This window comes from Paenibacillus sp. FSL H8-0260, assembly GCF_045040625.1.
Taxonomy (GTDB): Bacteria; Bacillota; Bacilli; order Paenibacillales; family Paenibacillaceae; genus Paenibacillus_AQ; species Paenibacillus_AQ odorifer.
Genome location: NZ_CP150298.1, coordinates 2,803,067 through 2,825,907, shown reverse-complemented (window position 1 = coordinate 2,825,907; position 22,841 = coordinate 2,803,067). Strand labels below are relative to the sequence as shown.

Below are 22,841 nucleotides of genomic sequence, written 5' to 3'. Positions count from 1 at the left end.
TTACACAGCAAAACACCGTTCCCATGAATTCATCGGGGAACGGTGTTTTTTTACAATTCATTCTAATCCTCAATCGTGGATAGATCTCCTGTCGGTAAATGCAGCTCCCATGCCTTCAGGACACGCCGCATAATTTTACCTGATCGTGTCTTCGGAAGTTTATCCTTAAACTCGATTTCCCGCGGGGCAGCATGTGCAGACAGACCCGCTTTGACAAAAGCGGCGATCTCCTCTTTCAAGGCAGCAGTTGGAGTATAACCTTCTCTAAGCGAGATAAAAGCCTTAATAATCTCCCCCCGCACAAGATCCGGTTTGCCGATTACACCCGCTTCTGCCACTGCCGGATGCTCCACTAATTTGCTCTCCACTTCAAATGGACCAATACGCTCACCAGAAGAGTTGATAACATCATCAATTCGTCCCTGAAACCAGAAGTATCCTTCGTCATCCATATAAGCTGAATCGCCAGAAATGTACCAGCCAGGAATCCGGAAATATTCCTCATACTTCGTCTGATTGTTCCAGATCGTTTTCATCATGGATGGCCATGGAGTTTTTATCGCAAGATTCCCCATAGAAAAAGGCGGGAGAACATTTCCACGATCATCCAGAATCGCTGCTTCAATCCCCGGTAACGGACGGCCCATCGAGCCTGGTTTGATATCCATTGACGGATAATTACAAATCAATTGTGCCCCTGTTTCAGTCATCCACCAAGTATCATGAATACGCTGATTGTAAAATTTATCTCCCCAACGTACTACTTCCGGATTTAACGGTTCACCAACCGATAGAACATGGCGCAAACTGCTTAAATCAATCCCCTGTAAAGAGTGCTCCCCTGCACCCATCAACATACGAAAAGCTGTAGGTGCGCTGTACCATACAGATACCTTATTCCGTTCGATTGTCTTATACCAATCCTGAGGACTAAAGCGGCCGCCTCTGACTACATTGGTCACCCCGTTTAACCAAGGGGCAAATATGCCGTATGAAGTTCCGGTCACCCAGCCAGGATCTGCCGTACACCAGTATATATCGTCTTGACGTAGATCTAGCACTACTCTACCTGTATAATAATGTTGAATCATTGCTCTATGCACATGATAAACGCCTTTGGGCTTACCTGTAGAACCAGAAGTATAATGCATAATAAGGCCATCGTCCAAATCAAGCCATTCTAAATTAAGATCAGCAGAAACGTTAGCCATCTCTTCTGCGAATCCTAAGTTTCCTTGCTCAATATCAGTTGCTCCACCTACTAGAAAAATATGACGCAGCTCAGGAAGCTCTTCTCGCTTGACCCGATGCAGCAATTCTGGCGTAGTTACCAGCGCAACAGCCCCACTATCCTCCAAACGATCCTTAACCGCTGTTTCCATAAAGGCTTCGAATAAGGGTCCTGCTATGGCTCCGATTTTGAGAATACCTAGCAGACTGAAATACAGTTCCGGTTGGCGAGGCATAAAAATAAATACCCTATCTCCTTTACCGATGCCATATTTACGCAATACATTTCCGAACCGGTTCGACCGCTCCTGCAGATCGGCAAATGTATAGGATTCTTCCCGTACAGTGTCACTGTAGAGTAGGGCCGTTGCCGCTCCCCGCCCTTCATCCACATGGCGATCAACGGCTTCATAGGCCATATTAACCTTGCCGGTTTCATACCATGAGAAATTACGTTCAACATCCTCCCACTCAAAATTGGCTACTGCCTCCGCATAATCAGACATATTGGAGCTCTGCACACGACCCGGCAAAATTTCGCTATGGACTTGACCCATCACTCTTGCCTCCCTCACTCGTTTGATTTAAGCTTTAAGGGTAAGACTCATGTTTTAAATAATGATGTCAATGCAATGAATGTGAATTTTTTATGTCTGAATTAGTATACCATAGCAAGCGTTTACATACCATTTTTTTGATCTGAAAGGAGCACTGTCATGGAGCATCGCAAAATCCCTATTTCCCATACTCTCTGCTATATGGGTAGAACGATAACTGTGAGCGGACCCCGATCTCCCGAGGACCTTGAAGTCCTGCATATGCATCAGGACCTTGATGCTTTCCGCAGGCCCTTAGAGCAGCAAGAGGCGCTCGTAGAGATCGCCAGCTTGCCAGAGGGCCGTGTAATTACCGCAGTAGAGAATGACGTTATAGTAGGCTATGTGACCTTCCATTATCCAGATGAAATGGAGTTATGGTCACAGGGTGGTATGGAGGATCTTATTGAGCTTGGAGCGATAGAGGTGAGTAATGATTATAGAGGGGCCGGACTAGGCCGGCTGCTGGTTTCTACTGCTTTTGAGCGGGAGCAATTGGAGAATTGTATTGTTTTTACAACAGAGTATTACTGGCACTGGGATTTAAAAGGCAGTGGGCTGGACGTATGGGCCTATCGCCAGATGATGGAACGGCTGATGAAGACCGTAAATATGGTTTGGTATGCTACGGATGATCCGGAAATTTGTTCACATCCCGCTAACTGCCTAATGGTTCGCATTGGACAAGAGGTGCCCATGTCCTCCCAGGAGACCTTTGACAGAGTACGTTTTAGACAACGCTTCATGTATTGAGCATTAAATATGCTGCAGCATAAATTCTAATATGGAATGCGAGCGTTGTGAAGATTGTACTGTAAATTCCCTGAAATTCACCTCAGCTGATCCATCAGACTTATCTGACATGGAGCGAATGATGACAAAGGGCGTGGCGTTCATATGACAGACTTGGGCAACCGCCGCCCCTTCCATTTCCACACAAGCCCCCTCCATTTGCTCTCTTAATTCAGCTACAATCTCCGCATTAGAAATGAATTGATCACCAGATAACACCTTGCCTATCAAGTACTTTTGACCTAGCTCATTGCATGCCTTCTCAGCAAACTGTACTAGCGCAGGGTCTGCCTGGAAGACGGAAGTCTCCTGATAAGGAATTTCGCCTCTTGCGAACCCAAGCCTCGTAGCATCCATGTCATGTTGTATACATGTAGATGATATAACAATATCTCCAATATTCAATTCAGGATGTACTGCTCCAGCAACCCCCGTAAACAGCACACGGGATACGCCAAAATTATCAATTAGAATCTGAGTTGTAACTGCTGCATTTACTTTACCCACGCCAGATTTACAGAGCACTACGGATTTTCCTAATATGTTTCCTATGTAATATTGTATACCTGCTTTAACTTTTGTCCGCTTGTCCTCCATACCCTCTAGAAGCAGCTTGATTTCTTCATCCATCGCTCCGATTAATCCGATGATTTCACTCACAGTAAATACCTCCTTTGATGATTTATTTAGCAAATAAAAACATAAAAAGCTCCATAAGGAGCTTTTTACGGAATAACTGTTCAGTTCTTAAATTACTTATTCAGATGATTAACCGACAAGCGGAGAATCGTTTCATGAGGCAGGATAACCCGCGGATTCTCAACGGTTTCTTTCTTCATAAGCTTGGTCAAAAGTCTCATCGCAACTGCACCCAAATCGTACATAGGCTGAGCTACAGTTGTTAGCAAAGGACGAACCATCGAAGCCATACGAATATTATCCACACTAATGATGGAGAAATCATCCGGTACCTTAAGACCTTCATCTTGAATACTGTGAATGGCACCAATAGCCATTTCATCCGTTGCCGCAAAAATAGCGGTTGGTTTCTTCTTGAGTCCAAGGAAATACTTCATTGCTTCTACACCAGATTCATAGCGGTAGTTACCGATGCGTACCAAATCCTCTTGGTACTCGATTCCTGCCTGTTCCAATGCTTTCTTGTAACCATGGAAACGTGCATATCCATTTGCAGGATCCTGCAGTGTGCCACTGATCATAGCGATCTCACGATGACCGTGACGAATCAATGTGTTCACAGCATCAAAAGCAGCGGTTTCATGATCGATGTCAACGGAAGGATAAGTTCCCTTCTCATCCCGTGTAGCACATAGAACAATCGGAACTGCAGAAGTCTGGAAAGCTTGAATATGTTCGTCAGTTACTGTACCCCCCATGAAGAGCAGACCATCGACCTGTTTCTCCAAAAGGGTATTAATGACACGAATTTCTTTCTCTTTACGCTTATCCGCGTTACACAATATGATATTGTAATGATACATGTTCGCGATATCTTCAATCCCGCGTGCAATTTCTGCAAAAATCGAGTTTGAAATATCAGGGATGACAACCCCAACGGTTGTCGTTTTCTTACTGGCAAGACCTCTTGCCACGGCATTGGGACGATATCCCAAACGTTCAATCGCTTCAAAAACTTTCTTCCGGGTCTGCGGTTTCACGTTAGGGTTATTATTCACAACCCGTGATACCGTAGCCATAGATACGCCTGCTTCTCGAGCTACATCGTAAATGGTTACCGTCAAATTACTCTCTCCATTGCGATAAATTTTATCGTTCGACTAATTAAAAATATGATACGACACTTTGTACATTTGTGCAATGATAACGCTTCATTTTCCTTTCAAAATTTCTTTCAAGGCTGAAAACGTCACCCTGGATTAAAATTGTGACCAGTGCTGGTTAACCTGTCCAAGAGCATCAATAATGTAACTTCTATCTATCGTAACAAAAAGTGAGTGAAAAATCCAACATTCCGTGAAAAATTTTCATTATTTTCACACAATTTTTTTATAATCTTCATTTTCAGTCATTTGGAAGGTTAATTGAGACAATCTTCGACTAGTTTCTTCCATCCAATGCTGGTCTGACAGCTTCTCAGCTAAACGATAGATATCGAGAAGCATATCGACTCGGGTCTGAATCCTCTCTCGGATTATCGTCTCTAGTTCTGATATTCCCCCTATTATAGTTTCTGACAAGGATTCTTTTAATACACTGGCCAATTCATTTCTCTCCGTAAACAAAAAATCTTTTCCCGGATCATCTCCACTGAGTTCTTTTACTAATTTGCCTAGATCTGCTTTAATAAACTGCAAAGGTTCATAACTAGCGCATTCCGGGCAGGTATAGACAGGAACATGAGTAATCTTCATCTTCGTATTAAAAATCAAAGAATGCATATGTAAGTTCATGAGGCCACCACAACTGCACAACTTCTCCATCAAATTATCTTTATACATCTTCTACACCTCTTGCACAAAATTAATAACGCACAAAGTTTGACTTTTTCAACTTCTATATTCGACTCCACTCGATTAAAACCCTCCTTTATTGCATATAATGATTAAATTGGCAATTTGTCTATAATTTACATCCCTAAAGATGACTTCATATTTTAAATTTGATAGAATAATGAAAGAATCATGGGAATCGAAAGGAGCTTAACTAAATGAGACTAGCCGGTAAAAAGGTCATAGCACTCGTAGACGATGAATTTGAAGATTTGGAGCTCTGGTATCCCGTGTATCGGGTGAGAGAAGAAGGTGCCGAGGTTCACTTGGCAGGTCTGGAAAAAGATAAGACGTACATCGGTAAATATGGCGTACCTGCTAAAGCAGAATACTCCTGGGACGAGCTTAATGCCGCAGATTATGATGGGATTTTGGTTCCAGGCGGCTGGGCTCCTGATAAAATCCGTAGATACAGTGCCGTTCTAAAGCTCGTACAGGATTTTAATGCGGCTAAAAAACCAATTGGGCAGATCTGCCATGCAGGCTGGGTATTAATTTCCGCTAAAATTCTGGAAGGTGTAACCGTCACCTCCACGCCAGGTATCCGTGATGACATGGAGAATGCCGGAGCCATCTGGAAGGATGAAGCTGTAGTTACGGATGGACATATCATTTCTGCTCGCCGCCCGCCAGATCTTCCGCCATACGGCAAAGCCTTTTGCGATGCACTAGCTGGGGAATAAACAGTAGGAATATAGTTAAAATCAAACAAGCCCTGTTTCTCACAATTTGAGGAACAGGGCTTTTGATTTGAGGCGTTTAAAATCCAGATGGTTATCTAATCCGCATGGAATCCGTCTCCATGATCATATTTGGATAATTTGTAAACCTAAAAGTCAAAGGTTGAGGCAGCTTTTCTTTGCCTACGTTAAGATAATAAGTTATTGTAGTTCCCTTAGCGTCTTCACGGTATTCTCTATATCTAGAATAACTCTCAGAATCATGTACAAGCCAATGTCCGCTTCCAGCACTATCCACAAAATTATCGTCTATCCCAAAACCGGTTGCTTCATGCAACTCCTCAACTTTTTTGGGAATCAATAAATCCAATAATATAATCCCCTTCTCCTCATCCGCGGTCCGTTTAGAAATCGTGAGATAGTTATCAGGTTCCTTCAGAATCTGTTTGGTTTCCGTGTTAATCACTAACTCCACCTTAGATTTATCCAGTGCTGAAATCCCCTCAATTTCAAGCTTAATTGGATCATCGGGTCTCATATTATCGTTATGGTAGATATTTGTCTGTGGGCCGCCATTTGTTAATGAAACACTACCCAACCCATTTAAGGTCTCTTGATCCTTCCCTTTTCCCATAATTAACTTAGGCGAAAGTGTTCTAAAAATCTTCATTTTATTATCGCCGTCATAAGATTCTTGCATATAAATCCCAGTAGGCCCCATATAAACATTATTCACTTTGATCTTCTGTCCAGAAACAGCCAAACTATCCTTCAGATCAACGAACTCTCCTTCAAAATAATCTTTATCAGTATCCATAGGAATGGTGACGCTTAATTTTTTGATATCACTGTTCATGATAATATGTTCAATTGTTGCTGGAAAAAGCGATAATGTAACATTCAACTTCTCCAGCAACTCATCTTGGTATTTATCCCACACAATTTGTTGAAACATATAAGTCGTACCAGGAGAACCATCCTCCTCACTCACGGAGTTACTAACGCCACTATAGCCACTCATTGAAAATTTATCCTCTGGCGCTTTTTTCAAAGACAACCCCATGAATTGCATCTTCTGATCCGTATTGTTCTGGATTGTATAAAGTACTGCAATGCCTCTCCGGTCTGCAATGATTCCATTAACAGTCCAAGTTATCCCATCCACCTCAGGAGAAGAGATATTTACCTCCTTCATCATCCCCGCATCAAGTGCTGATTTAATCGTCAGATTATTAGCAATAACGGGTCTAAACACTTCAAGCTGACCCCAGCTTTTTGGAGGTAATTGCGCACGTACGGGATTTATCATCTGATTTGCCCAAGGCACAATTATAAGTAAGGCGAATGCCAAGACTACCAATACAACAACAGCGTACTTTTTTCTAAAAGACAAACGTGAACGGTTCCCTTGCTGCATCCCCTTGCGGATCGCGGTGTCCAGTCTTACATCCAGAATTTCTTCTGCCTCCGCATCGATTTTCTGAAAATAATCTTTAAGCAGCTTCTCTTCAGACTCAGCCATAAAATAGCTCCCCCTTCCGCTTCATTTTGTCACGCAGTTGTTTTAATCCTTTATTCAGCCATGTCTTCACTGTGCCCTCGGGTTTATCCAGCACCTCTGCAATCTCGGCAAGGGTCATATCCTTGTAATATTTGAGCACCAGCACTTGGCGATATTTGGGTTTCACTCCATCCAGCGCTTGTTCCATGTCCAGTCTGCGGTCACTTTTCATCTCCATGATCCCCTCATCACTTCGAGCAGCTTCTGCGACTGTATTCCTCTTTCGGCGCTTCAGCTCATCATTACAGCAATTAATCAAAATACGTGTTAACCAAGGAGCGAAACGTTCCGCATCTTTTAAGCTTTTTCGTTTAATCCATGCACGGCAGGTGGCCTCCTGCAAAACCTCCAGCGAATCCGCTTCATTTCGCAAATAGCTGTAAGCAATGCTATAAAGTTTTCTTTTCTGTCCAGCCACTTGCTCATAAAACAGCTCTTCGTCCGTAGCGGCCATTTCCATTTCGTCATTTATAATGTGATCCATTTTCGGCCTGCCTCCCCCCTTGCCTTTATATCTAAATCGGTTCTGTGTAACTCTCTATGTATTGACTGCGCCGCAGGGCAAACGGTTTTGTTTTTTTAAAGTATGGCATAAATAAAGAAAAAGGCTCGGCAAGAATGCCGAACCTTGATATGAAATGAATAAAAGTTACAGTAACTTTAGGATGAGGCTTTCTCCTGTAGTTCCCCGCTTGATCCAAGTGTAAGACCACTTTTTTGGGCAAACGCAGTTAACATTTCTTCCGTCTCTGAGCTTGTACGATGGTGGAAACACGCTTTGGCGATTCTTTTGGCATCCTTGGCCAGTGTGTTCAGTGTGCGGTGTTTAACCTTCAGCAGCGCCTGCGGCGACATGCTGAGTTCTCTAATTCCAAGCTCCAGCCAAAGAGGCAAAGAACGCTCATCCGCCGCCATTTCACCACATACACTGATATCAATCTTGGCATTACGTGCCGCTTCTACCGTCATACGGATCATTCGCAGAACCGCTGGATGGTACGGATGATACATATGAGCAATTTGTTCATTCATACGGTCTACCGCTAACACATATTGAACCAAATCATTAGTGCCGATACTGAAAAAGTCAACTTCCTCAGCCAGTAAATCAGCAATCATAACCGCCGCTGGAACTTCAATCATAATACCCACAGGAAGATTCCGGTTAAAAGGGATATCTCGTTGCTCCAGCTCAGCTTTCACTTCTTCTAAAACAACTTTTGCCGCCTGCACTTCCTCTACGGAAGAAATCATTGGAAACATCAACTTTACATTCCCGTATGCACTTGCCCGCAGAATGGCACTTAGCTGAGTTTTGAACATATCTAATCGGTCCAAGCTGATGCGAATCGCCCGGTAACCAAGGAAAGGATTCTGCTCTTCAGGCAGCTGGATATAATCCAACTGCTTGTCCCCGCCAATATCCAGCGTACGAATCACTACAGTGTTATTGCCCACCTTCTCGACAACCTGTTTATACACTTCAAATTGTTCATCCTCAGTTGGAAAAGATCTGCGGTCCATATAAAGAAACTCCGTGCGGAACAGGCCTACGCCTTCAGCTCCATACTTAAGCGCTATGTTGAGTTCTTTAACTGAACTGATATTGCCGGCAAGTCGCAGGTTCACACCATCCTTGGTAACAGCCTCCACGGTGGCGAGCAGTTCCAGTTGCTCTTTCTTTTTATGCTGTTTATCCCGAATCGCTACGTATTCATTTATCGTAAGTTCATCTGGATGGATTTGTACAGATCCGGTATCACCGTCGATCACAAGCATGTCCCCGGTCTGAATAGGATTAGACAGATTATTCTCCAAGCCTGCTACAAGAGGAATGCCTAGCGCACGAGCCATAATGGAGGAATGTGAGGTTTTACCGCCCATCATGGTGACAATACCTAGAACATAAGTTGGATTCAAGTGAGCTAGCTGGGAAGGAGACAACTCCTTCGCAACAAGAATATATGGCTGTGTATCCGATGGTAACGTAACCTCTGGAGCGCCTAAAAGATGTTTTAAAAGACGGTTTCCGACATCCTTGATATCCACCGCCCGCTCCTTCATGTACTCATCGTCTAGCAGATCAAACATCGCTACAAAATGATCAATCGCTTCTTTCACAGCTACTTCTGCCGCCTTGTACTGGCGCTCAATGATCCCGCGGATTTCACTCATGAACACAGGATCATCTAAGATCGCCAGATGAGCATCAAAAATACTCGATTCCTCCGGACCTACCACTTCTCTGAACTCTTTTTTGATGAATTCAATCTCGTCCTTAGAGGTACGGATACCTTCGTATAAACGCTCAAACTCCTTAGCTAGATCCACTGGGTTCACTTGTGTATCCGGTAAGCTCCATTCCCAGTTCGGCAAGACAAAGGCCTTCCCGATAGCTACACCTGCTGCTGCGCCTATGCCTTGTATCATCCTTCAATCCCTCCAACGTTACTTTCGTGTAAGACTACGGACATTACTGATGATTGCCCCTTTTTAACATTTTTAAATGGAGCATAGCTCCATGATTTGACTCGATCAGGATTCGTGATCACCATCGGTGTAGCCAATGAGGCCGCATGTTCACGCAAATAAGCGAGGTCGAATTTAACAAGCAATTGACCCGGCTCCACGCTGTCGCCTTCTTTTACAACCGCCTCAAAGGGTCCCTTGAGCTGTGAAGTGTCGATCCCTATATGCATGAGTACCTCCAACCCTTCCGGCGTCGAAATACCCACGGCATGCATTGTAGGATAGACGTGCATAACTTTCCCGAATACGGGTGAAGTAAGTTCCCCTTTTTCCGGCAAAAATGCAACCCCATCCCCCACTAGCTTAGCTGCAAAAATGTGATCAGGCACTTCCTCAATGGGCATCATTCTACCCTGCATTGGCGAACTGAACAGCACCTGCGGTAAATCACGAAGCATAAGCTTATTAATCTCCTCGCGGATCAGTTCTGAATACGTGCCAAATACTACCTGGACATTTCCGCCGCCTAGCTTGATAATCCCAGCAGAACCTAAACCTTTAAGCGCTCCAGTATCTATATATCGGTCATTATGAACGGTAAGCCGCAGACGGGTGATACAGGACTGCACTTGTACAATATTCTCCTTGCCTCCAAGCGCCTCTAAGATCAGCGGTGCCTGATAAGGGATATTGCCGGCCCAATCCCCAAGCTCTGAACCTTCTTCACGCCCCGGTGTCGGGATCTGAAAACGGCGAATCGCCCAGCGAAATAAATTATAGTATACAATCCCGTAGCCGATACCAATCGGAATCAGCAGCCAAGCCCTCTGTGACAAATGCATGTTCAAGAAGAAATCGATGGCTCCAGCCGAATAGGAGAACCCGTGATGGATTCCCAGCATGTAGGTCAGCACCATAGCGAGACCGGACATTACAGTATGTACCGCGAACAAATATGGAGAAGCAAATAAAAATGCAAATTCGATCTGCTCCGAAACCCCGGTCAGAAAACAAACCAACGCCGCCCGCACAAAAGTCTTTTTAATCTTGGGCTTCAAATCCTCGCGCGCTTCCTGAATAATTGCAAAAGCAATGGCAGGCAGCGCAAACATCATAATCGGAAACAACCCCGCCATAAAAATCCCCGCCGTAGGATCACCTGCAAAAAAACGCGGCAAATCCCCCTGAACCACAGCACTGCCATCAGGAGTCGTAAAATTCCCAAATTGAAACCAAAACACATTATTAAGAATATGATGTAGTCCAAAAGCGGTCAGAACCCTATATAGGACCCCATAGATAAAAACGCCAAACCCGCCCGTCTGCAATATTCCCTGAAAAAGATTATCAAGCCCTATCTGCAGCAGCGGAGATATTCCTAACATTACCCATGCGAACCCGGCAGAAAATAAGCCCATGAACAGCAAAACAAAACGCGACCCTCCAAAAAACTGGATCGCCTCTGGAAGCTTAATATTTTTAAACCGGTTTTGCGCGACACCGGCAACGATCCCCAGCAAAATTCCGATTAGTGTTGCAGGTTGTACAAGCCCGTCTCCCATTTGGGTGACAATTCGGTCGTAAGTGAACATCCCAGCCAGCGCTGCCAGACCCGCTGTTCCGGCTTGATTGGATAACCCCCATGCTACACCTACAGCGAACAAATAAGGCATATAATAAAATATTGCCTGCCCCGCGTAAGTAGCCACTTCAGACACCGAAGAAAGTCCCCATGCAGACCAAGGTAAGCTGCCCAAACTAAGCAAAATGGCTGCCGCCGGCAGTACCATGGTAGGAAGCATTATGGCTCTGCCCAATTGCTGCAATGATCCGAGCCAATTCAAGGCTACCCTCTCCTTTCTTTCTATATTGAATGGTAAGCGCTGCGGGGATTTTTGTCAAAAGAAACTCATGAGATCATCACGTTACATTTTTAAAACAAATATTCTCACATTCCACTAAACATTTATTCATTAGTATCCATAGAACGGCTGGTATTTACGTGAGGCTGATGAATACTACAGAGTCAGAATCGAGTTTAAGTGTACTTTGTGCAACTATTTATATCGACGTTACTCTGAGCACCTTTTTAACTGCACTTCATACAACTATTTTTAATGATTTTCCACTTCATCTAATCTTTGAGGCGTTTTAAGTGTACAAAGTGCAACTATTTCGCATTTAGATAGCTATTTCGGCAATTTAGTTGTATAAAGTGCAATTATTCCCTTGCGCAGCTACCGTATAGATTCCCTAGCATACCTGATCAGATCAGGTATGATTTGGTCTGGTGTGGTCTGGTGTGGTCTGGTGTGGTGTGGTCTGGTCTGAACTGATCTGATCTGATCTCAGAGCATTCGCTTCATAACATCGAACTTTTCTCCCACACTAACTAGCTCCAACACCCTAAACTCACAGTTAGGAATTCCACCTGAGTTTAAGTGTACTTTGTACAACTATTTATATATCGGCGTTACTCTGAGCACTTTTTTAACTGCACTTCATACAACTATTTTTAGTGATTTTCCACTTCATCTAATCTTTGAGGCGTTTTAAGTGTACAAAGTACAACTATTTCGCATTTAGATGGCTATTTTAGCGTTTTAGTTGTATAAAGTGCAATTATTCCCTTGCGCAGCTGTCCTATAGATGTCCCTAGCATACCTGATTGGATTGGATTTGATTTGATTTGATCTGATCTGATCTGATTTGATTTGGTCTGGTCTGGTCTGGTCTGGTCTGGTCTGGTCTGGTCTGGTCTGGTCTGGTCTGGTCTGAACTGATCTGATCCCAGAGCATTCGCTTCATAACATCGAACTTTTCTCCCACACTAACTAGCTCTAACACCCTAAACTCACAGTTAGGAATTCCACCTGAGTTTAAGTGTACTTTGTACAACTATTTATATCGGCGTTACTCTGAGCACCTTTTTAACTGCACTTCATACAACTATTTTTAGAGATTTTCCACTTAACCTAATCGTTGATGCGTTTTAAGTGTACAAAGTACAACTATTTCCCATTTAGATAGCTATTTCGACGATTTAGTTGTATAAAGTGCAATTATTCCTTTGCGCAGCCTCTAAAGATCCTCTTACCACATTTGATCTGGTCTGAGAACCTTCACCTCATAATACCGAATTCTTTCTCCCTGATTAACCGGCTTCAGCAACCCCTTCTCACTTAATGATTGCAGCAATCGACGCGCCGTACGGAAATTAATGCAGAAATGCGTGGCCACATCCTTTGGACGAACCGGTCTACCGAGACGCCAAGCGAAACGCAGAACCTCTTTTTCCTCAGATAAAATAGCTACGCTAGCAGATTTACGCGCCAAGTAAGGCGCCAGCACCAGTTGTAACAGCATCCGGCAGACCTCGGGACGTTGCTGGATATCATCAAAAGAAAAATGAATCATCCTCCAGCCCATCCCAGTCAAAAAAGTGTCCCGATTTACTGAATAGTTGAATTTCTCGCGGTCCATATCTTTCACATGGCTTTGATATCCATCACACTCGATCCCAAAGCTGCTGCCCGTCTGTGGAAGATAAGCAAAGTCCAGAAATTGTGATTTGCGATTCCAGTCATATACTTCGTATTCTGGATGCAAATCGTCTAGGGACTCAAACATAGGCCACCATACATTCTGCAAAAACAGCTTTTCCGCAAAATTATGTCCTCTAAGCAGCCTGCCTCTTCTTTCACCTGCTCTTGATTTCATATGCTGGTCGATAAACAAACCATGCGCTTCTTCAAACTCCATAACCTATAGCCTCCCCTACAAAATAAAAAAACGCCCTTCACCGCAAAAAGCGGTTAAAGGACGTTCTTCGTCTAATCTCATTATAACTAGCGCAAGGTGCGATTTACATTAGAAATCGCACCTTGCGTTACACAATACCACTTATTTTGGCTAAACTTCATCATCTAAGTTTGCATTAGCCACAGCATCATAAATTTAAACCTAGTTAGTTTATTCCACTTTTGCTCATTCTTCACCAGCTAGTTCGTTCTTCACCAGTTAGTTCGTTCTTCACCAGTTAGTCCGTTCTTCACCAGCTAGTTTGTTCTTCGCCAGTTTGCTCATTCTTCACCAGTTTGTTCGTTCTTCACCAGCTAGTTCGTTTATCACCAACTAGTTCGTTTATCACCAACTAGTTCGTTTATCACCAGCTAGTTCGTTTATCACTAGCTAGTTCGTTCTTCATCAGTTAGTTCGTTCTTCACCAGTTTGCTCGTTCTTCGCCAGCTAGTTCGTTCTTCACCAGTTAGTTTATTCCACTTTTGCTCGTTCTCGCCAGCTAGTTCGTTCTCGCCAGTTTGCTCATTCTTCACCAGTTAGTTCGTTCTTCACCAGTTAGTTCGTTCTTCACCAGCTAGTTCATTCTTCGCCAGTTTGCTCGTTCTTCGTCAGTTCTTTGTGACGTCCGTTGGTCAACGCTAACTATAATCACTACATATTTAACTCAGTGTTTAGTTTAACAGTTATATAACCGAACCTACTGCCGGCTACGCCCATGCATTGTGATCGCTTCTTCGACCTTGATGCAGCGGTCCATAATGGCGATCATACCGTGCTCAGCGGCGATTTCAGCGGCTTCCGCGCTAACTATACCCTGCTGGAGCCACAGCACACGTGCGCCAATGTCAGCTGCCTCCTGCGCGACCTTTGCGCAGTGTTCGCTTCGACGGAATACATTGACGATGTCCACTGGCTCTGGAATTTCTGCTAAAGTGTGATAACACTTTTCTCCCAGGATTTCTCCGTCCACCGTTGGGTTAACGGGGATGATCCGATATCCCCGGCTTTGCATGGCGCCCGCGACCATATAAGAGGTACGATCTGTTTTGTCTGATAAGCCGACAACAGCAATGTTACCTGCGGAAGCAAGAATATCTCCGATCTGCTCCCGACTTGGATTCTCAAAGCTCATAAGTAGTGCCCCTTTCCATAGTTACACTTAATGATCCTTGTTTAACTGAAGCTAGAACTGAAGCTAGATACGCTAGCTCCCTTATTCCTATTGTACCCACTCCACATTCGCACCAAGCGCACGCAAGTGATCAAAATATTGCGGATAAGATTTTGCCACATGATGTGCATCCTTAATCAAAAGAGGTTGACGCGCACGCAAGCCTACTACGGATAGTGCCATAATTACGCGGTGATCATAATGCGCATTAATGGTGACTCCGCCTTCGACACCTTCGGGCATGCCGTGAACAATAATCTCATCGCGGCGTTCTTCTACCTTGGCTCCGGCACGGGTTAACTCTGCCAAGTAATCGGTAATGCGATCACATTCCTTATAGCGCAAATTCTCAACGTTGTAGAATCGGGAGGTACCTTCTGCAAATACTGCAGCAGCCACCATGGCCAGTACCGCATCTGTTGCAGCATCTCCATCGAATTCAACAGCTTTTAGGATACCGTTCCCTTGGACATGTACTGTACCCTCTTCATGTGTAAGAGGAACTTCCATCATCCGCAGCACATCAACAATAGCTCTTTCACCTTGTTTACTTTGTTCTGCAAGACGGTGAATTTTCACATCCGACTTTGTAACGGCAGCCGCCGCAAGGATTGCCGCAGAGCCTGGATAGTCACCTTGAACAGTATATGATTTAGCTGCATAAGCTTGACGACCTGGAACTTTAAAGGACATGTAATCATCCGCGGCGTGCACCACAATACCTGCCTGCTCCAACACTTCCAAGGTCTGGCCCACGACAACCTTCGATTTCAAATCATCGAGGACAATAATTTCACTATCTTCTTCAAGCAATGGTGTCAGAAACAGTAGAGCACTTAAGAACTGGGAGCTTACTGCACCAGAGACAGTAATTCTGCCTCCAACCGGTTTACCCCCACGGATCGTGATCGGCAGTTTCCCTTCATTATGCTCCACCTGAACACCTAGCTGTTCCAACGACACAATCAAGTCGTCATGCGGACGTTTGCCCAATGAGTCTGGATACGTATTTACAAAAGTAACCTCAGGACTTAACGCGGCCACAGCCATAAGAAAACGCAGTACTGCTCCGGCATTTCCTACATTAAGTTCTTTAACGTCTTTTGGGTGACGTCCGAAGCCTTGAATCACAATCTTTTCCTCATCTTCTGTAAGCACAGCACCCAAATCTGCTATGCAGCGGCGGATCGCGTCGCTATCCTCACTATGTGCAGGATGATAAATCGTACTTACTCCTTCAGACAATGCCGCAACCAGCAGATAACGTGTCGTATAGTTTTTGGAAGAGAGGGCTCCAAATTCTCCTTGCAGAGATGGCGTTGGCCTAACAATAACGTCCATAATATAAACTCTCCTTAGTAGATGTAGTGGGTATGTAATGCTTGTTTGACAGGGTATTCTGTTCTTGTGTTATCATTAAACCATTCTTCTGATGAAAAGAGGTCAAACCCATGCATAATGTACCACAAATCACACCGCAAGAATTACGGCAGTGTATAGAGACAGGTGAAGACCTTGTACTCATCGATGTTCGCGAAGACGAAGAGGTGGCCTTTGGGATGATTCCCGGTGCACAACATATCCCTATGGGAGAAATTCCACACCGTACAGAGGATATTCCAAGCGATGCCAAAGTGATCTTCATTTGCCGTTCCGGTGCCCGCAGCCAACGTGTCTGCGAATATCTACAGCAATTTGGTTATAACGCTGCGAACCTTAGCGGCGGTATGATTGAATGGAATGAGACACTCTCTTAAAAGCTCAACCGCGGTAATGCATTAAAATATGTTGCGACACTTCTGCCGCAGTCAGTCCCGTTGTATCGACCGTGTAATGCGCGAATAGGTATGCATCCTGGCGATCTTCCATGATTCGTCTGACCCGTTCTTCTGCATTGCCGGCGAGCAGCGGACGATTCTCATCCCCGCTAACACGTGCAATAATCTCTTCCTCAGTTGCCGTTAGCGCAACTACATGCCCTTTACTCAGCATTAAGGCTGTATTTCCCGGCGCCAATACCGCGCCTCCACCCGTGGATATTAATTTATTCTCAGACTCTAGCATTTGCTTTAGAACCGCAGTTTCTACGCTTCGAAAGTATTCCTCACCATCTTCTGCGAAGATTTCTGCAATGCTTCTGCCTTCAGTCTCAATAATGACATGATCCAAATCAACCAGCTCATAGCCCAGCTCCTCAGCCAAAATAGCACCAACGGTTGACTTACCAGTCGCCATCATCCCTACTAAAATAATGTTTTTGTTCTTATCTTCCTGACTCATCGTTTTTAGTTCTTCTGTATCCCCAGCCATGACTATCCTCCAACCGCGATATTTGTCATATCATAACACAGGGTCAAAACATTAGACAATCCGCTTCTTCCAGTAAAAAAAGACCCGAAAGGCTCCCCATTTCTGGTGAAGCCGTCCGGGCCGCTTGTCATACCGTCAATTAGATTATTCCGCTGCCATCCAGTTGTGGTGGAAGACGCCTTCTTTGTCCACACGTTTGAAGGTGTGAGCGCCAAAGTAATCACGTTGAGCCTGAAGCAAGTTAGCAGGCAAACGTTCTGTACGGTAGCTGTCATAGTAAGCCAATGCGCTGGAGAATCCAGGAACTGGAACACCCAAAGTTACCGCAGAAGCAATGACTTTACGCCATGCAGATTGGTAATTGTCCATAACATTCTTGAAGAAAGGATCAAGAAGCAGGTTCTTAAGCTCTGCATTGTTCTCATAAGCATCTGTGATATTTTGCAGGAAACGGGAACGGATAATGCAGCCGCCGCGCCAGATTTTAGCCAGCTCGCCATATTTCAGATCCCAACCATATTCGTCGGAAGCTACGCGAAGTTGAGCGAAACCTTGCGCGTAGGATACGATTTTGCTCGCGAACAATGCTTTACGCACGTTCTCGATGAATTCGGCTTTGTCACCTTCAAATGTTGTTGCTTCTGGTCCGTTAAGCACTTTGCTTGCTTCTACGCGCTCATCCTTCATAGCAGACAGGAAGCGGGAGAATACGGATTCGGTAATCATGGACAGAGGTACACCAAGATCAAGTGAGCTTTGGCTTGTCCATTTACCAGTACCCTTTTGGCCAGCGGAATCAAGGATAACGTCAACCATAGGTTTGCCGGTTTCTTCGTCGTATTGAGCAAAGATATCAGTAGTGATCTCGATCAGGTAGCTGTCGAGCTCGCCGCTGTTCCACTCTTTGAAAATATTGTGAAGTTCTTTTGCATCCAGACCTAGAACATCTTTCAACAACTGATAAGCTTCACAGATCAATTGCATATCACCATATTCGATACCGTTGTGCACCATTTTAACATAGTGTCCTGCACCGTCAGGTCCGATATATGTACAGCAAGGCTCTCCGTCAACTTTGGCTGAGATTGCCGTTAGGATAGGCTCTACAAGTTTATACGCACTTTCTTGACCACCTGGCATAATCGAAGGACCTTTAAGAGCACCTTCTTCACCACCGGAAACTCCAGTACCGATAAAGCGGAAACCCTTTTCTTCCAGCTCTTTACTACGACGAACTGTATCAGGGAAGTAAGCATTCCCTCCGTCGATAATGATGTCGCCTTGATCAAGATGCGGCAGCAGTTGCTCGATGGTAGCATCAGTAGCTTTACCAGCTTGAACCATGATCAGAATTTTGCGCGGTGTTTCCAGCGAAGCTACAAATTCCTCAACGGAAAATGTGCCTACGAGGTTTTTACCTTCCGCTTCAGCAAGAAGATCATGTGTCTTCTCCGGGGAGCGGTTGAATACGGATACGGAAAAACCTTTGCTTTCGATATTTAGAGCCAAATTCTTGCCCATTACCGCCAAGCCAATAACGCCGATTTGTTGTTTTGCCATCTGGTCCTCCACCCTTTGCACCCTATATTTTTGTGAAATCCATTTCTCGCAGTATAAGAATACCACCCTTTATCAGAGACAGCAAAGCCTGCCCTGCGAATAGAGATCAATTTCATTGACAAATTCAGTCTAAGAAATGATCACAATGACTATTTTAACGTTTTTAACGTCAGAAGTGAACCCCTGTATGCAAGTTCCAATACAAATATAAGACACCCCGATGAACGGGGTGCCTTGAAAGAACATTTGCGGCACTTGCTTACCATTCTAACATAAACAATTCCTTGGTCAAAAAGGCAAGCTCAGCTCGACATTTGTCCGCGCGAACCGTATCTCCAGCCTTTAGGGCATCATTTAACCGATCCAACTGTTCATCTACTTCAATTCTCCGCTGGCGAACCCGTTCTTCCCCTTCAATAGAATAAAAGAGTCTTGTCAGCTCCTCATCTGTGAGCATAGGTCCCTTCTGATATAACACGCGCTGCTGATAACCAGAAATTTCAACTAGGCGAATCACTTCGCCAAACAAAATATTTTCAATAATAATCTGCCGATCCCGGAAACGTTTAACGATTGCATGCCCGCGCATATCCCCAATTAATTTCTCCATCCACTCTGACAAGCGAGCATCACGGATCATATAATCGCCCACAAGCTTATAGCCGTCTTTAATCCTTTGAAACCGCAATTTCACTAACTTACGACCCGTACGGACCGAAATCACAAAGACCTGTTCATTCTCGCTCCAATATAGGGAATAACCTTCTTGAATCAAATCCTTGATCAGGTCCTGGATATGCTGTCTGTCGAACCGCAGTTCCAGGTTACAATATTCCACCTCGTCGTTTTTGTTCACGGCACTCCCCCCTAACAGCTTCACATCTGTAAAGCCAACCTTCATTAGTTCAATTCCAGAGTAATCATGGCTGCCGGACCTCTTCTTGAGTTAACTTCCTTTTTGCGTTCGTCTTAATCTTATTTTATACTTCAGTTTATGTAGCGGTAACTTGGTTTATTGACTATTTTTACCCGCAACAGCCTTTCTCCAAACGCTGATCGAGAATTTTAATGCCTTTTAGTCCTTTTGGAGCATAAACGTTCTAGTCCTTCAGCTGCACAGTGTCATACAGAAGACCTTCGAAACTTACTTCTGTTATATCGTATGTCCTTCTAATTTTCTAAAAAGCCGCTGATATACCGGATCATTCTCCGGTTATCAGCGGCTTTTTTTCCTCAGCTAGTCTTAAATTTCTGTTTCGTTCTATGCACGATAAGCAGATGCAGCCCGAAGAGCATCAGCATTACAATAGCACTTGCCAGGAATGGGACACCATGTCCTACATGATCCCATAATCTACCTGATAATACTGGCCCCGCTACCATTCCTGAGCCTTGGAGTGTCAGGAACAGCCCCCAGACCGTCCCTCGTTCTCCCTTAGGTACTTGCTTAGCCAGAAAGGCATTCCATGCCGGGAGGATAAGCGCGTAGCTTATACCGACCAGTGCCACCGCGATAAAGGCAAGTGGCAGCCAGCGAACCTGAGAGAAAAAGGCCAGCGAAAAGGCAGCTAACAAAAAACCTATATTCAGAAACACCGTTGTCCCTATACGGTCCACCAGCTTACCTGCGGGAATAAGTGCAAGAACTGTAATCCCTCCCCCTGCAATGAGGAGTAAACTGAATTGATTGGGACTAACATGCAGCTCTGTACGTGCGAACAAGGTAACTACAGGTGTCATCAAGCCAATGGCGAAGGCCTGTAGGAACAACGCCGGGTACAGCCATCTGCTGACTTTCAGCGTAGTTCTCACCTGATGCAGCGTTCTTTTTATACTTTCTAACGGACTAAGCTTTTTACGCTCCATTGCTCCACCAAGTCCATGCATGTCCCTCACGACAGCATGAGACCCGCTAGAAGAGATTCGTTTAGGTAAGAAAAGGGCTACTACAACTACAGCGGCAGCACAACCTAACAAGACTAGAAAAGCTACGTGATAGCTTTGTCCACCCTGATCCATTAAAAAATTCACAACAATTGGACCGATTCCTGTTCCTGCGAGAGAAGCCATCTCAACAGCGCCCATGGCCGCACCACTGCTGCCGCTTTTGGTTGATCCGGCCAGCTCGGTAATCCCGGTCATCACACATGGCCAAAGCGGTGAGGTCCCGATCCCAAGAATGAGACAGGCGATGGATAACGCAACGGCCGTTTTGGCATAGATGATCAAACCAATGGCTACTAGAATCAGCAGCAATGCACTTGTCATCGTCCAGCGGAACCCTATGCGCTCCATAACCCAGCCTGAAGGGCTGCGGAAGACGTTGTCCCCCAAATACTGTAGGGCAAAAGCGAATCCCACTACTGTCACCGACAGCCCCAGTATATTCTCCATATACACTGGCAATAAAGCAACAAGCAGCGAACCTTTAACAAATTCAACTAAAAAAATAATTACCCACATCTCAACAATAAATGGTGATGCTAAACTAATATTCATCCGTTGTTCAGCTTTCGTGGACATTCTATCACATCCAAATCCTAGTATTCTGAAGATTGTTTTGTTATACTGATGCTTGCCTTAAAAATTAACTATTCGCGAAAGGTTGTGACAGCATTAAATGAATCAACACCGTACTCCCCTCTTCACAGCTCTAAAAAAGCATGCCGCCGGCAATCCAGTTCAATTTCATATTCCCGGGCATAAGAAGGGGCTAGGAACCGATGCCGAATTCCGTGAGTTTATCGGCGATAACGCTCTATCCATAGATCTAATCAACATCGCACCGCTTGATGATCTACATCAGCCAACTGGCGTAATCCAGGAGGCTCAAAAGCTGGCTGCGAAGGCTTTCGGCGCCGACTATACGTATTTTAGCGTACAGGGCACGAGCAATGCCATCATGACGATGATCCTCTCTGTCTGCTCACCGGGTGAAAAAATAATTGTGCCGCGTAACATTCATAAATCCGTAATGTCGGCCATTATCTTCTCCGGAGCCAAGCCTGTGTTCGTCTCGCCTGTACAGGATGAGAATCTCGGGATAGATCACGGCATAACCACCAGTGCGCTGGAACGAGCGTTAAAGCGTCATCCAGACGCTAAAGGAGTTCTAGTTATCAATCCAACGTACTTCGGCGTATGTGCCGACCTGCGTTCGATTGTCGACCTGGCTCACCGTTACGGGGTACCCGTTCTGGTGGACGAGGCACATGGAGTACTGATTCATTTTCATGAGGATCTGCCGGTATCGGCCATGCAGGCCGGTGCGGACATAGCTGCCACTAGTGTGCATAAGCTTGGTGGTTCCATGACGCAAAGCTCGGTACTGAATCTAAATGCGAAGACTGGGCTGATTAACCCACAACGGGTGCAGACCATTATGAGCATGCTGACTACAACATCAACCTCATATATTTTATTAGCGTCTCTCGATACATCTAGACGCAATCTCGCGCTGAACGGACATGAAATGGCGGAAAGAACCATCCAATTGTCCAACTACGCACGCGAGACCATTAACACTATCGAAGGCTTGTACAGCTTTGGTAAAGAAATACTTGGAACAGAAGCAACTTTCGATCTAGATCCAACCAAACTTAACATTCACGTTCGCCATTTAGGGATCACTGGTTACGAAACCGAAAACTGGCTGCGTGAGAAATACAACATCGAAGTTGAACTGAGTGACATGTATAATATTCTTTGCCTTATTACCCCAGGTGATACTCAAGAATCAGTAGATAAATTATTAGCTGCTTTACGGGTGCTATCCGCTATCCATTATAGCAAGGGTGAAATCTATGAACTGAAGGTTCAGGTTCCAGAAATCCCGCAGCTTGCTTTAATTCCAAGAGATGCTTTTTATGCTGACACTCAGTTAGTTCCGTTCCGCGAATCTGCTGGGTACATCATTGCAGAGTTTATCTATGTATATCCACCGGGGATACCGATTCTCCTCCCTGGCGAAGTCATTACTCAGGATAATATCGACTACATTATCGACCACGTCGAAATCGGCCTGCCGGTTAAAGGGCCTGAGGACCGCAGCATCACTAATGTTAAGGTGATTGTTGAAGCCGATCCTATATCCTAAGATCTATCTTTTTCCTTAAAAACTTAAATCATTTATACAAAAAC

General features: G+C 44.7%; 21 protein-coding genes. 4 read left to right on the top strand and 17 right to left on the bottom strand.

Going from position 1 to position 22,841, the window contains the following annotated elements; genetic code table 11:
* Positions 1 to 62 precede the first annotated feature (62 nt).
* Entirely contained in the window at positions 63 to 1,787 is a 1,725-nt protein-coding gene (acsA, locus tag MHI51_RS12445; RefSeq protein WP_076129125.1) for an acetate--CoA ligase, read from the bottom strand.
* A gap of 159 nt (positions 1,788 to 1,946) precedes the next feature.
* On the opposite strand from acsA, the gene MHI51_RS12440 reads away from it, so the two are divergent.
* Positions 1,947 to 2,579 carry a GNAT family N-acetyltransferase gene (locus MHI51_RS12440; protein WP_076305210.1) on the top strand — a complete coding sequence of 211 codons (633 nt, stop codon included), beginning with the start codon at positions 1,947 to 1,949 and terminating at the stop codon, positions 2,577 to 2,579.
* Positions 2,580 to 2,582: 3 nt separating this feature from the next.
* On the opposite strand, the gene MHI51_RS12435 is transcribed toward MHI51_RS12440, so the two are convergent.
* The 3 genes from MHI51_RS12435 to MHI51_RS12425 all read right to left on the bottom strand — a co-directional run bounded on the left by MHI51_RS12435 (position 2,583) and on the right by MHI51_RS12425 (position 5,098).
* Positions 2,583 to 3,278, bottom strand: a complete 696-nt coding sequence (locus tag MHI51_RS12435) for a 5'-methylthioadenosine/adenosylhomocysteine nucleosidase (protein WP_405173912.1) — start codon at positions 3,276 to 3,278, stop codon at positions 2,583 to 2,585.
* Between the two features lie 92 nt (positions 3,279 to 3,370).
* Entirely contained in the window at positions 3,371 to 4,381 is a 1,011-nt protein-coding gene (gene ccpA / locus MHI51_RS12430) for a catabolite control protein A (protein WP_036686140.1), read from the bottom strand.
* 252 nt (positions 4,382 to 4,633) lie between these two features.
* Positions 4,634 to 5,098, bottom strand: coding sequence for a hypothetical protein (locus MHI51_RS12425; RefSeq protein ID WP_076129122.1), 465 nt, complete (start codon positions 5,096 to 5,098; stop codon positions 4,634 to 4,636).
* 209 nt (positions 5,099 to 5,307) lie between these two features.
* On the opposite strand from MHI51_RS12425, the gene MHI51_RS12420 reads away from it, so the two are divergent.
* Positions 5,308 to 5,832 carry a type 1 glutamine amidotransferase domain-containing protein gene (locus MHI51_RS12420; protein ID WP_076189861.1) on the top strand — a complete coding sequence of 175 codons (525 nt, stop codon included), beginning with the start codon at positions 5,308 to 5,310 and terminating at the stop codon, positions 5,830 to 5,832.
* 91 nt (positions 5,833 to 5,923) lie between these two features.
* On the opposite strand, the gene MHI51_RS12415 is transcribed toward MHI51_RS12420, so the two are convergent.
* From MHI51_RS12415 to aroA, 9 genes are all read right to left on the bottom strand, one after another.
* Complete coding sequence (locus MHI51_RS12415; RefSeq protein WP_405173911.1) at positions 5,924 to 7,351, bottom strand: DUF4179 domain-containing protein; 1,428 nt, start codon at positions 7,349 to 7,351, stop codon at positions 5,924 to 5,926.
* Positions 7,344 to 7,874, bottom strand: a complete 531-nt coding sequence (locus MHI51_RS12410) for a sigma-70 family RNA polymerase sigma factor (protein ID WP_094902125.1) — start codon at positions 7,872 to 7,874, stop codon at positions 7,344 to 7,346. Before MHI51_RS12410 ends, MHI51_RS12415 begins: the two co-directional genes overlap by 8 nt.
* 176 nt (positions 7,875 to 8,050) lie before the next feature.
* Complete coding sequence (gene ptsP / locus MHI51_RS12405) at positions 8,051 to 9,820, bottom strand: phosphoenolpyruvate--protein phosphotransferase (RefSeq protein ID WP_076136100.1); 1,770 nt, start codon at positions 9,818 to 9,820, stop codon at positions 8,051 to 8,053.
* Positions 9,817 to 11,703, bottom strand: a complete 1,887-nt coding sequence (locus MHI51_RS12400) for a glucose PTS transporter subunit IIA (protein ID WP_036686132.1) — start codon at positions 11,701 to 11,703, stop codon at positions 9,817 to 9,819. The genes ptsP and MHI51_RS12400 overlap by 4 nt, the downstream gene beginning before the upstream one ends.
* An 811-nt stretch (positions 11,704 to 12,514) precedes the next feature.
* Positions 12,515 to 12,667 carry a hypothetical protein gene (locus tag MHI51_RS12395; protein WP_405173910.1) on the bottom strand — a complete coding sequence of 51 codons (153 nt, stop codon included), beginning with the start codon at positions 12,665 to 12,667 and terminating at the stop codon, positions 12,515 to 12,517.
* Positions 12,668 to 12,952: 285 nt separating this feature from the next.
* Positions 12,953 to 13,621 carry a hypothetical protein gene (locus MHI51_RS12390; RefSeq protein WP_405173909.1) on the bottom strand — a complete coding sequence of 223 codons (669 nt, stop codon included), beginning with the start codon at positions 13,619 to 13,621 and terminating at the stop codon, positions 12,953 to 12,955.
* Between the two features lie 425 nt (positions 13,622 to 14,046).
* Positions 14,047 to 14,193: a hypothetical protein gene (locus tag MHI51_RS12385; protein ID WP_179087503.1), complete on the bottom strand. Its 147-nt coding sequence runs from the start codon at positions 14,191 to 14,193 to the stop codon at positions 14,047 to 14,049.
* 164 nt (positions 14,194 to 14,357) lie between these two features.
* Entirely contained in the window at positions 14,358 to 14,792 is a 435-nt protein-coding gene (locus tag MHI51_RS12380) for a CoA-binding protein (protein WP_076104783.1), read from the bottom strand.
* A gap of 87 nt (positions 14,793 to 14,879) precedes the next feature.
* The gene (gene aroA, locus MHI51_RS12375) at positions 14,880 to 16,172 is read right to left on the bottom strand and encodes a 3-phosphoshikimate 1-carboxyvinyltransferase (protein ID WP_076129118.1); all 1,293 of its coding nucleotides are present in this window, start codon (positions 16,170 to 16,172) and stop codon (positions 14,880 to 14,882) included.
* A gap of 110 nt (positions 16,173 to 16,282) precedes the next feature.
* Between aroA and MHI51_RS12370 the strand changes: the two genes are divergently transcribed.
* Positions 16,283 to 16,588, top strand: coding sequence for a rhodanese-like domain-containing protein (locus MHI51_RS12370; protein ID WP_036686126.1), 306 nt, complete (start codon positions 16,283 to 16,285; stop codon positions 16,586 to 16,588).
* A gap of 4 nt (positions 16,589 to 16,592) precedes the next feature.
* Here MHI51_RS12370 and MHI51_RS12365 read toward each other — a convergent pair whose 3' ends face one another.
* The 4 genes from MHI51_RS12365 to MHI51_RS12350 all read right to left on the bottom strand — a co-directional run bounded on the left by MHI51_RS12365 (position 16,593) and on the right by MHI51_RS12350 (position 21,224).
* Positions 16,593 to 17,141 carry a shikimate kinase gene (locus MHI51_RS12365; RefSeq protein ID WP_235219530.1) on the bottom strand — a complete coding sequence of 183 codons (549 nt, stop codon included), beginning with the start codon at positions 17,139 to 17,141 and terminating at the stop codon, positions 16,593 to 16,595.
* Positions 17,142 to 17,285: 144 nt separating this feature from the next.
* The gene (gene gndA, locus MHI51_RS12360) at positions 17,286 to 18,701 is read right to left on the bottom strand and encodes an NADP-dependent phosphogluconate dehydrogenase (RefSeq protein WP_038570246.1); all 1,416 of its coding nucleotides are present in this window, start codon (positions 18,699 to 18,701) and stop codon (positions 17,286 to 17,288) included.
* A gap of 259 nt (positions 18,702 to 18,960) precedes the next feature.
* Positions 18,961 to 19,557, bottom strand: a complete 597-nt coding sequence (locus MHI51_RS12355) for a hypothetical protein (RefSeq protein ID WP_036686566.1) — start codon at positions 19,555 to 19,557, stop codon at positions 18,961 to 18,963.
* A gap of 377 nt (positions 19,558 to 19,934) precedes the next feature.
* Positions 19,935 to 21,224: an MFS transporter gene (locus MHI51_RS12350; protein WP_076219150.1), complete on the bottom strand. Its 1,290-nt coding sequence runs from the start codon at positions 21,222 to 21,224 to the stop codon at positions 19,935 to 19,937.
* A gap of 97 nt (positions 21,225 to 21,321) precedes the next feature.
* On the opposite strand from MHI51_RS12350, the gene MHI51_RS12345 reads away from it, so the two are divergent.
* Positions 21,322 to 22,797 (top strand): aminotransferase class I/II-fold pyridoxal phosphate-dependent enzyme, encoded by a 1,476-nt coding sequence (locus MHI51_RS12345; protein WP_036686120.1) that lies wholly within the window; start codon positions 21,322 to 21,324, stop codon positions 22,795 to 22,797.
* Positions 22,798 to 22,841: the final 44 nt, after the last annotated feature.